This is a genomic window from Buttiauxella noackiae ATCC 51607, from assembly GCF_001654865.1.
Taxonomy (GTDB): domain Bacteria; phylum Pseudomonadota; class Gammaproteobacteria; order Enterobacterales; family Enterobacteriaceae; genus Buttiauxella; species Buttiauxella noackiae.
In genome coordinates, this window is record NZ_LXEO01000068.1 from 140,366 (window position 1) to 148,514 (window position 8,149).

Below are 8,149 nucleotides of genomic sequence, written 5' to 3' on the forward strand. Positions count from 1 at the left end.
TGTGATGGCGTTAAAAGCGACAATCTATAAAGCGATGGTGAATGTTGCCGATCTCGATCGCAATCAATTCCTGGATAGCAACCTGACGCTTGCGCGCCATCCTTCGGAAACGCAAGAACGTATGATGCTTCGCCTGCTGGCGTGGATTAAATACGCCAACGAGCGTCTGCAATTTAGCCGTGGTTTAAGTGCTGAAGACGAGCCAGAAATCTGGCAGCGTAACGATCATATGGGCATTGACCTGTGGGTTGAACTGGGTCTGCCAGATGAAAAACGCCTGAAAAAAGCTTGCAGCCAGTCTGCGGAAGTGGCGCTGTTTACCTATAACAGCCGTGCCGCTGAAGTTTGGTGGCAGCAGCATCAGAACAAACTCAAGCAATATCAAAACTTGTCTATCTGGTATCTGGATGATGAGCAATTGGCAAAGTTGTGTGAGTTTGGTACCCGTTCGATGAACTTACAGGCCACCATTCAGGACGGTGCGATCTGGTTATCTGATGCTGAGAATAATCTCGAAATTCACTTTACGGCATGGCAGCATCATTGATGATTGTGGTGTCCCGGACGGTAACAATACCGGACAATGAAGTCACCATTACGGCTATCCGCGCGCAGGGAGCGGGTGGTCAGCATGTGAATAAAACCTCAACGGCAATCCATTTGCGTTTTGACATTCGCGACTCAAGCCTGCCAGAGTATTATAAAGAGCGTTTGTTAGCGGTCAGCCACCATCTTATTACGCCGGATGGCGTGGTAGTGATAAAGGCGCAGGAGTACCGTAGTCAGGAAATGAATCGTGAAGCTGCCGTCGCAAGACTCATTTCATTGATTCAGGAATTAACCGTTGAGCAGAAAAGCAGACGAGCGACGCGGCCTACACGAGCCTCAAAAGAGCGCCGCCTCGCATCTAAATCGCAGAAATCAACGACGAAATCATTACGCGGGAAAGTCCGTCGCCCTGAATGACGAACGGCAAAGAAATTGACCAGCAGAAGGAAGAGATGGTGAAAAAGATTCTATTGTCAGCAATTGCCGTGTGCAGCTTGTTTGCGCTTTTTGGCTGTAATAATCGGGCTGAAGTTCAAACCTTGCAACCGACGCAAGCCGCAGAGTTGCAGCCGATGCAACAAAGTTACCAGGGCGTTTTACCCTGTGCAGATTGTTCTGGTATCGAAACTTCGCTATTTTTGGAAAAAGACGGTACCTGGGTGATGAATCAGCGTTATCAGGACGCGAAAGAACCGGCAGTATTTGCTTCTTACGGTAGCTGGGCACGCACCGCGGATAAATTGGTTCTCACTGAACGTGACGGCGAAAAACTCTATTTCCGCCCGAAGGGTGATAACCTGGAGATGTTAGATAGGGCAGGTAACTCGATTGAGTCTCAGCTCAATTACACTCTGACGCCAAGTAAAGAAGCGTTACCTGCAACGCCAATGACCATGAAAGGTATGTATAAATACATGGCTGATGCGGCGATTTTCCAGGATTGCTCTACAGGGAAAACATTCGCTGTGGCCAGTAACGCAGAACTAGAACGTGGATACGCGGCTGCGCGGGGAGAGGATTATCAGCCCGTGTTGCTGGTGGTTGATGCTCACTTTACTTTGCAGGCTTCACCAGATAGCGGCGAGTTGAAGAAAACAGTTGTTGCGGACCGAGCAGCCAAATTTGAGCCAAAGAAAAGCTGCCACGATTGATAAACAAATAGATATAAAAAAGCCCCGCTATTCACTTAGCGGGGCTTTTTACTTCATGCCTAGTCTTAGCGTTGAATCTGTGCCAGCAAGAAATCAATGATTTCGCCGGTTTTGATCATCTGCTTCTCACCTTCACGGCGGTTTTTGTATTCAACTTCTTCGCTATCGAGGTTGCGATCGCCGATAACGACAGTGTGAGGAATACCAATCAGTTCCATATCTGCAAACATTACGCCAGGACGCTCTTTACGGTCATCCATTAACACGTCGATGCCTTTGGCACGCAGTGTTGAGTACAGCTCTTCTGCCAGCTCTTTAACGCGGAAAGATTTGTGCATGTTCATTGGCAGAATCGCAACCTGGAATGGTGCAATCGCATCTGGCCAAACAATACCACGCTCGTCGTTGTTCTGTTCGATAGCAGCAGCAACTACGCGAGTCACACCGATACCGTAGCAACCCATGGTCAGAGTCTGGTTACGGCCATCTTCACCCTGAACAGAAGCTTTCATCGCTTCTGAATACTTGGTGCCGAGCTGGAAGATATGCCCCACTTCGATACCGCGTTTGATCAGCAAAGTACCTTTACCATCCGGGCTTGGATCGCCTTCAACTACGTTACGGATGTCGGCCACTTCTGGTAGTGCAACATCACGTTCCCAGTTAATACCGACGAAGTGTTTACCGTCGATGTTAGCGCCAGCCGCGAAATCGCTCATTGCCGCAACGGAACGGTCAACAACAACAGGAATTGGCAGGTTGATTGGGCCAAGTGAACCTGGGCCTGCTTTAGCTACCGCACGAATTTCTTCTTCGGTCGCGAAAGTCAGTGGGCTGGCAACTTGTGGCAGTTTTTCTGCTTTAACTTCATTAAGTTCGTGATCGCCACGAACCAACAAAGCAACCAGCGGATAAGCGCTGCCTTCGGTGGCTTTGACCATCAAAGTCTTCACTGTTTTTTCAACTGGCAGATTGAACTGCTCAACCAGCTCAGCGATGGTTTTTGCGTTCGGCGTGTCGATCTGCGTCATTTCAACAGTCGGTGCCGCGCGGCCACCTGCTGGAGCGACAGCTTCAGCAAATTCAATATTCGCCGCGTAATCAGAATCGGTTGAGAAGATAACATCGTCTTCACCGCTCTGTGCCAGCACCTGGAATTCATGAGATGCGCTGCCGCCGATGGAGCCGGTATCTGCTTCTACCGCGCGGAAATCCAGACCCATACGGCTGAAGATTTTGCTGTAAGCCTGATACATCGCATCGTAAGTTTCTTGCAAGGATTCCTGAGAGGTATGGAAAGAGTAGGCATCTTTCATCAGGAACTCACGGGAGCGCATTACACCGAAACGTGGGCGCACTTCGTCACGGAACTTCGTCTGGATCTGGAAGAAGTTCAGCGGCAGTTGTTTGTAAGAACTCAGTTCGTTACGAATCAGGTCAGTGATGACTTCTTCGTGAGTTGGGCCGAGAACAAATGGACGATCGCCACGATCAACAAAACGTAACAGCTCTGGACCGTATTGTTCCCAACGACCACTTTCCTGCCACAAATCTGCGGGCTGAACCACGGGCATGCACATCTCGATGGCACCGGCGTTGTTCATCTCTTCACGCACGATATTTTCGACTTTTTTCAGGACGCGCAGACCGGTCGGCAACCAGGTATACAAACCAGAAGCGAGTTTGCGGATCATCCCGGCGCGCAGCATCAGTTGGTGACTGATGACTTCGGCGTCGGCTGGTGTCTCCTTCAGTGTGGAGAGCAGATATTGGCTAGTACGCATGTTGTTACGGTTCCATTTGAACGGCAGATAACTGGCTACCTGAGTAGCCTGATGCAAAATAAGTGTTTTAGTTTACCAGTGTGGCAGGGATGTCAAAAGAGAAGGGCGATAAATTAACGGGTCTCAATTGCAAACACTTCTGAACCTTGGTCGGTAACACGCCAGCGAACGTTAAAGTCCAGCAATAAAACGGCATAGGTTTTACCTGCATCTTCCGTTTTACGATAGGCCGGACGAGGATCTTGTGCGAGCACCTGGCGGATGAAACGCTCAATGTAAGGATAACGTTCATCCAGCACCGGTAATTGCTGCTGCACATCAGCAGTAAAATATACCGGCATATCGGCTGCAGGTGCGTTTTGTGCATAACCCGCTATGGCTTCTGGCACGGCTTCCGCAAACGGCAAGTAGGGTTTGATATCAACGATGGGGGTGCCGTCGACCAAATCGAGACTGCCTAACTGCAAAATGACCTGATCTTTTTGGCAACGAATGCCTTTCAGTTCAACCAGCGACATACCTATGGGATTCGGGCGGAAGGTTGAACGAGTGGCAAAAACCCCCATACGCGCATTCCCACCCAGACGCGGTGGGCGAACCGTAGGACGCCAGCCACCTTCCATTGTTTGGTGAAAGACAAATAGCAGCCATAAATGACTAAAACCTTCGAGGCCACGAACGGCATCCGCCACATTGTAGGGAGGTTGTAAATGCAATTCGCCGCCGCCATCAGTCACTAAACCTGGTTGGCGGGGGACGGCAAACTTCTCTTTATAAGGAGAGCGGATAACGCCAATTTGCTCGAAACTAAATGCTGTCATTTTGCAGAAACGTTTAACGCCGAACCAACGCAAACAGCCTGACGGTAACATCCTGGCGTGCCGCTGGTGACATCACAGCTATGGAGTAAGACCGCATTTGCTTTCATTTTTGATGCGTTTACTTGTAAGCGTTTACGAGCTGTCGGGATATTCGGTGGTGAATCCTGATTGCTCACCTGGCACGAATCGCCACTGACTTCACCGAGATCGCGGAATGGTTTACCGACTAACTCTTCAGCATTGGTATAGATTCTTACTGGTGCTGGACGTGGAGCTTTAGGCTTAGCGGGGTCTGGTGCTGGCGCTGTTGCAGTGCTTTTAACAGGTTCAACAGGGGATCTGCTTAGCATCGTACAGCCGCTCAGCATGACTGCTAATAAACAGATCGGTAAAGCACGCATAATTTTTCCTCAATGAATGATAAAACGCGATTATTGAACCAAGCTCTCGTACAAATAACAAGACGGGCATTAGCCCGTCTTAGATTATTTACGCAAAAATAGAAGATTGGAAACTTACCAGCCTTTTACTGCGCCGCCGTTGAAGACTTTGTTTGCTGCTTCATAAACTTCGTCAGACTGGTAAGCCTGAACGAATTTCTTCACGTTTTCAGCGTCTTTGTTATCTTCGCGTGAAACGATCAGGTTTACATATGGAGAGTCTTTATCTTCAACAAAGATACCGTCTTTTGCTGGAGTCAGGCCGATCTGGCTTGCGTAGGTGGTGTTGATAACCGCCAGGGCAATCTGGGCATCGTCCAGAGAACGTGGCAGTTGTGGCGCTTCCAGTTCTACCAGCTTCAGGTTTTTAGGATTCTCAGTCACATCCAGAACTGTTGGCAGCAGGCCAACACCATCTTTCAGTTTGATCAGACCTTGTTTCTGCAGCAGCAACAGGGAACGACCAAGGTTAGTTGGGTCGTTTGGCAGAGCAATCTGTGCGCCAGTTTGCAGCTCATCCAATGATTTGATTTTTTTGGAGTAGCCTGCAATTGGATACACGAATGTGTTACCTACAGAAACCAGTTTGTAACCACGGTCTTTGATCTGCTGATCCAGGTATGGTTTGTGCTGGAAGGCGTTAGCATCGATATCGCCTTTGCTCAGCGCTTCGTTAGGCAGAACGTAGTCGTTAAAGGTCACCAGCTCAACATCCAGGCCATATTTCTCTTTTGCGACTTTCTGCGCAACTTCGGCAACCTGCTGTTCAGCACCAACGATGACGCCAACTTTAATATGGTTTGGATCTTTCTCGTCCTGACCGCAACCCACAAGTGCCAGAGAACCAATCAGAGCACCAACTGCTGCAAAGGTTTTTAATTTAAAAGACATATCCCTTCCTTACTATGTGTAAAAATGATGTTGTGTTGAATGTATTATTTGTGAGTCACTGCCCGGACGATACGATCGCCTGAGAATTGAATTAAATACACTAATACCACCAATAACACTAATACCGTATTCATCACGGTAGCGTTATATCCGATATAACCATACTGATAACCAATCTGACCTAAACCGCCGGCACCAACGGCACCGCCCATAGCAGAATAGCCAACCAGGGTAATCAGTGTGATGGTTGCAGCATTGACCAGACCCGGTAGTGCTTCTGGCAGTAGAACTTTGCGAATAATCTGCATGGGTGTTGCGCCCATTGCACGAGAAGCTTCAATCAGGCCCGATGGGATTTCCAGCAGGGCGTTTTCCACCATACGCGCAATAAATGGTGCCGCACCTACGGTTAGTGGAACGATAGCGGCTTGCAGACCAATAGACGTTCCGACAATGGCTCGGGTAAATGGAATCATCCAAACCAGCAATATAATGAACGGAATAGAACGGAAGATATTTACCAACGCCGACAGGCTGTTATAAACCTTCGTGTTAGCGCTGATCTGCCCAGGCCTGGTAATATAGAGCAATACGCCGACAGGCAAGCCGAGTACAAAGCCAAAGAAGCCAGACACAAACGTCATCGCCAGCGTTTCATACACGCCTTTTAAAAGTAACCACATCATTGGCTCAGACATAACCCAGCACCTCTACTTTTACATGTTGCTGCTGCAAATAGGCGATAGCAGCGTCCATATCCTGATGTTCTCCATGCAATTCGCACAGCATGATGCCGAATTTCACGCCACCGGCGTAATCCATCTGCGCACTGATGATATTGCTATTCACATTAAAGCGGCGTGCAGTTTCGGAAAGTAACGGTGCATCAACAGATTGGCCAGTAAACTCCAGGCGAAGCAGCGGAACGGTAGTTTCGCTTTTATCTGTGCTTAAGCGCTGCGCGTAATCTTCAGGAATATCCAGATGCAGAGTGGATTGAATAAACTGTTGTGCGAGTGGGGTCTTCGGATGAGAGAACACTTCGCTCACGGTATCTTGTTCGATTAACTCACCGTCACTAATTACCGCAACACAATCACAGATGCGTTTTACGACATCCATTTCATGGGTAATTAATAGAATAGTCAGACCAAGGCGGCGGTTAATATCTTTCAGTAGTTCGAGAATCGAACGCGTTGTTGCTGGGTCGAGTGCGCTGGTGGCCTCATCACACAGCAACACTTTTGGATTGCTGGCCAGTGCGCGAGCAATAGCGACACGCTGTTTTTGCCCGCCAGAAAGATTGGCAGGGTAAGCATCATGCTTTTCACTCAGGCCGACCAAATCAAGTAGCTCGAAAACTCGACGCTTAACTTCTTCGCGCGGAGTATTGTCCAACTCTAAAGGCAATGCGACGTTGCCATAAACAGTGCGGGATGAGAGCAAATTAAAATGTTGGAAAATCATGCCAATCTGACGGCGTGCTTTAGTAAGTTGGCCTTCAGAAAGCGTTGTCAGTTCCTGGCCATCGACCAGTACTGAACCCTCAGTTGGGCGCTCAAGTAGATTTACACAGCGGATAAGAGTGCTCTTCCCAGCACCGGATGCGCCGATAACGCCATAAATTTGCCCAGCAGGAACATGCAGGCTGACGTTATTCAACGCCTGTATGCTGCGATTCCCTTGTTGGAACACTTTGGTGATATTCGAAAGTTTAATCATTAGGTTATTTATTATCGTATGAGTGTAAGCCGTGGCATTTTCTGCTGCCGATAACGGGCGATGACCGATATCAATATGGATGTTAAGGCATCCAGACGTCTAAATCAATCCGCGAATGATTGTCTATTCTCGCCCGGATAAGAAATCATGCGATACTACGGCTAATAATCCCAGTTTCAGGAGTTTCCAAGTGGCACAGTCTGTTCCCGCTATTTTTCTCGATCGTGATGGCACCATTAATGTTGATCATGGCTATGTCCATGAAGTTGATCAGTTCGAGTTCATTGATGGTGTGATTGACGCAATGCGTGAGTTAAAAGCAATGGGCTATGCATTGGTTCTTGTCACCAACCAATCAGGCATCGCCCGTGGCATGTTTACGGAAGGTGATTTTGAAAATCTGACGGAATGGATGGACTGGTCTTTAGCAGACCGTGGTGTTGATCTTGATGGTATCTATTACTGCCCACATCACCCTGAGGCTATAGTAGAAGAGTTTCGACAAACCTGTGATTGCCGTAAACCGCAGCCGGGCATGTTGCTCTCAGCTCAAGAGTTCCTTCACATAGATATGGCTTCTTCATATATGGTTGGTGACAAATTGGAAGACATGCAGGCGGCATCAGCTGCTCAAGTAGGGACAAAAGTATTGGTTCGCACTGGCAAGCCAGTCACTGAACAAAGTGAAGCTGCGGCTGATTTTGTCATTAATAGCCTAGCGGATCTGCCAAAAGCGATAAAATCGCGCCAAAAATAGGCACAATGCTTAAAAAGTGTGCGGTTGGTAATTA

At 48.4% G+C, this 8,149-nt stretch carries 10 protein-coding genes; 4 read left to right on the forward strand and 6 right to left on the reverse strand.

Annotated features, from left to right (window positions below):
• Window positions 1-4 precede the first annotated feature (4 nt).
• Genes M979_RS21565 through nlpE form a run of 3 tightly spaced genes read left to right on the forward strand, consistent with a single transcriptional unit; the run spans window position 5 to window position 1,700 of the window.
• Window positions 5-547: a YaeQ family protein gene (locus M979_RS21565; RefSeq protein WP_034460826.1), complete on the forward strand. Its 543-nt coding sequence runs from the start codon at window positions 5-7 to the stop codon at window positions 545-547.
• Window positions 547-966, forward strand: coding sequence for an alternative ribosome rescue aminoacyl-tRNA hydrolase ArfB (gene arfB, locus M979_RS21570; protein ID WP_034460825.1), 420 nt, complete (start codon window positions 547-549; stop codon window positions 964-966). The genes M979_RS21565 and arfB overlap by 1 nt, the downstream gene beginning before the upstream one ends.
• A gap of 38 nt (window positions 967-1,004) precedes the next feature.
• A complete protein-coding gene (gene nlpE, locus M979_RS21575; RefSeq protein WP_064556338.1) occupies window positions 1,005-1,700 on the forward strand; it encodes an envelope stress response activation lipoprotein NlpE in 696 nt (231 codons plus the stop codon).
• 65 nt (window positions 1,701-1,765) lie between these two features.
• Here nlpE and proS read toward each other — a convergent pair whose 3' ends face one another.
• From proS to metN, 6 genes are all read right to left on the reverse strand, one after another.
• Complete coding sequence (gene proS, locus M979_RS21580; protein ID WP_064556331.1) at window positions 1,766-3,484, reverse strand: proline--tRNA ligase; 1,719 nt, start codon at window positions 3,482-3,484, stop codon at window positions 1,766-1,768.
• A gap of 113 nt (window positions 3,485-3,597) precedes the next feature.
• Window positions 3,598-4,305, reverse strand: coding sequence for a tRNA (N6-threonylcarbamoyladenosine(37)-N6)-methyltransferase TrmO (gene tsaA / locus M979_RS21585; protein ID WP_064556332.1), 708 nt, complete (start codon window positions 4,303-4,305; stop codon window positions 3,598-3,600).
• Complete coding sequence (rcsF, locus tag M979_RS21590; protein ID WP_064556333.1) at window positions 4,302-4,706, reverse strand: Rcs stress response system protein RcsF; 405 nt, start codon at window positions 4,704-4,706, stop codon at window positions 4,302-4,304. Before rcsF ends, tsaA begins: the two co-directional genes overlap by 4 nt.
• A gap of 114 nt (window positions 4,707-4,820) precedes the next feature.
• Window positions 4,821-5,636 (reverse strand): methionine ABC transporter substrate-binding lipoprotein MetQ, encoded by an 816-nt coding sequence (gene metQ, locus M979_RS21595; protein ID WP_034461034.1) that lies wholly within the window; start codon window positions 5,634-5,636, stop codon window positions 4,821-4,823.
• Between the two features lie 44 nt (window positions 5,637-5,680).
• Window positions 5,681-6,334, reverse strand: coding sequence for a methionine ABC transporter permease MetI (locus tag M979_RS21600; RefSeq protein WP_034461035.1), 654 nt, complete (start codon window positions 6,332-6,334; stop codon window positions 5,681-5,683).
• Entirely contained in the window at window positions 6,327-7,358 is a 1,032-nt protein-coding gene (gene metN / locus M979_RS21605) for a methionine ABC transporter ATP-binding protein MetN (RefSeq protein WP_034461037.1), read from the reverse strand. Before metN ends, M979_RS21600 begins: the two co-directional genes overlap by 8 nt.
• Window positions 7,359-7,548: 190 nt before the next feature.
• On the opposite strand from metN, the gene gmhB reads away from it, so the two are divergent.
• Window positions 7,549-8,115, forward strand: a complete 567-nt coding sequence (gene gmhB / locus M979_RS21610; protein ID WP_064556334.1) for a D-glycero-beta-D-manno-heptose 1,7-bisphosphate 7-phosphatase — start codon at window positions 7,549-7,551, stop codon at window positions 8,113-8,115.
• Window positions 8,116-8,149: the final 34 nt, after the last annotated feature.

What these genes read in the sequence shown, in the direction of transcription:
- M979_RS21565 (WP_034460826.1), top strand. Translation starts at nt 5, where the DNA reads ATGGCGTTAAAAGCGACAATCTATAAAGCGATGGTGAATGTTGCCGAT.
- arfB (WP_034460825.1), top strand. Translation starts at nt 547, where the DNA reads ATGATTGTGGTGTCCCGGACGGTAACAATACCGGACAATGAAGTCACC.
- proS (WP_064556331.1), bottom strand. Translation starts at nt 3,484, where the DNA reads ATGCGTACTAGCCAATATCTGCTCTCCACACTGAAGGAGACACCAGCC.
- tsaA (WP_064556332.1), bottom strand. Translation starts at nt 4,305, where the DNA reads ATGACAGCATTTAGTTTCGAGCAAATTGGCGTTATCCGCTCTCCTTAT.
- rcsF (WP_064556333.1), bottom strand. Translation starts at nt 4,706, where the DNA reads ATGCGTGCTTTACCGATCTGTTTATTAGCAGTCATGCTGAGCGGCTGT.
- metQ (WP_034461034.1), bottom strand. Translation starts at nt 5,636, where the DNA reads ATGTCTTTTAAATTAAAAACCTTTGCAGCAGTTGGTGCTCTGATTGGT.
- M979_RS21600 (WP_034461035.1), bottom strand. Translation starts at nt 6,334, where the DNA reads ATGTCTGAGCCAATGATGTGGTTACTTTTAAAAGGCGTGTATGAAACG.
- metN (WP_034461037.1), bottom strand. Translation starts at nt 7,358, where the DNA reads ATGATTAAACTTTCGAATATCACCAAAGTGTTCCAACAAGGGAATCGC.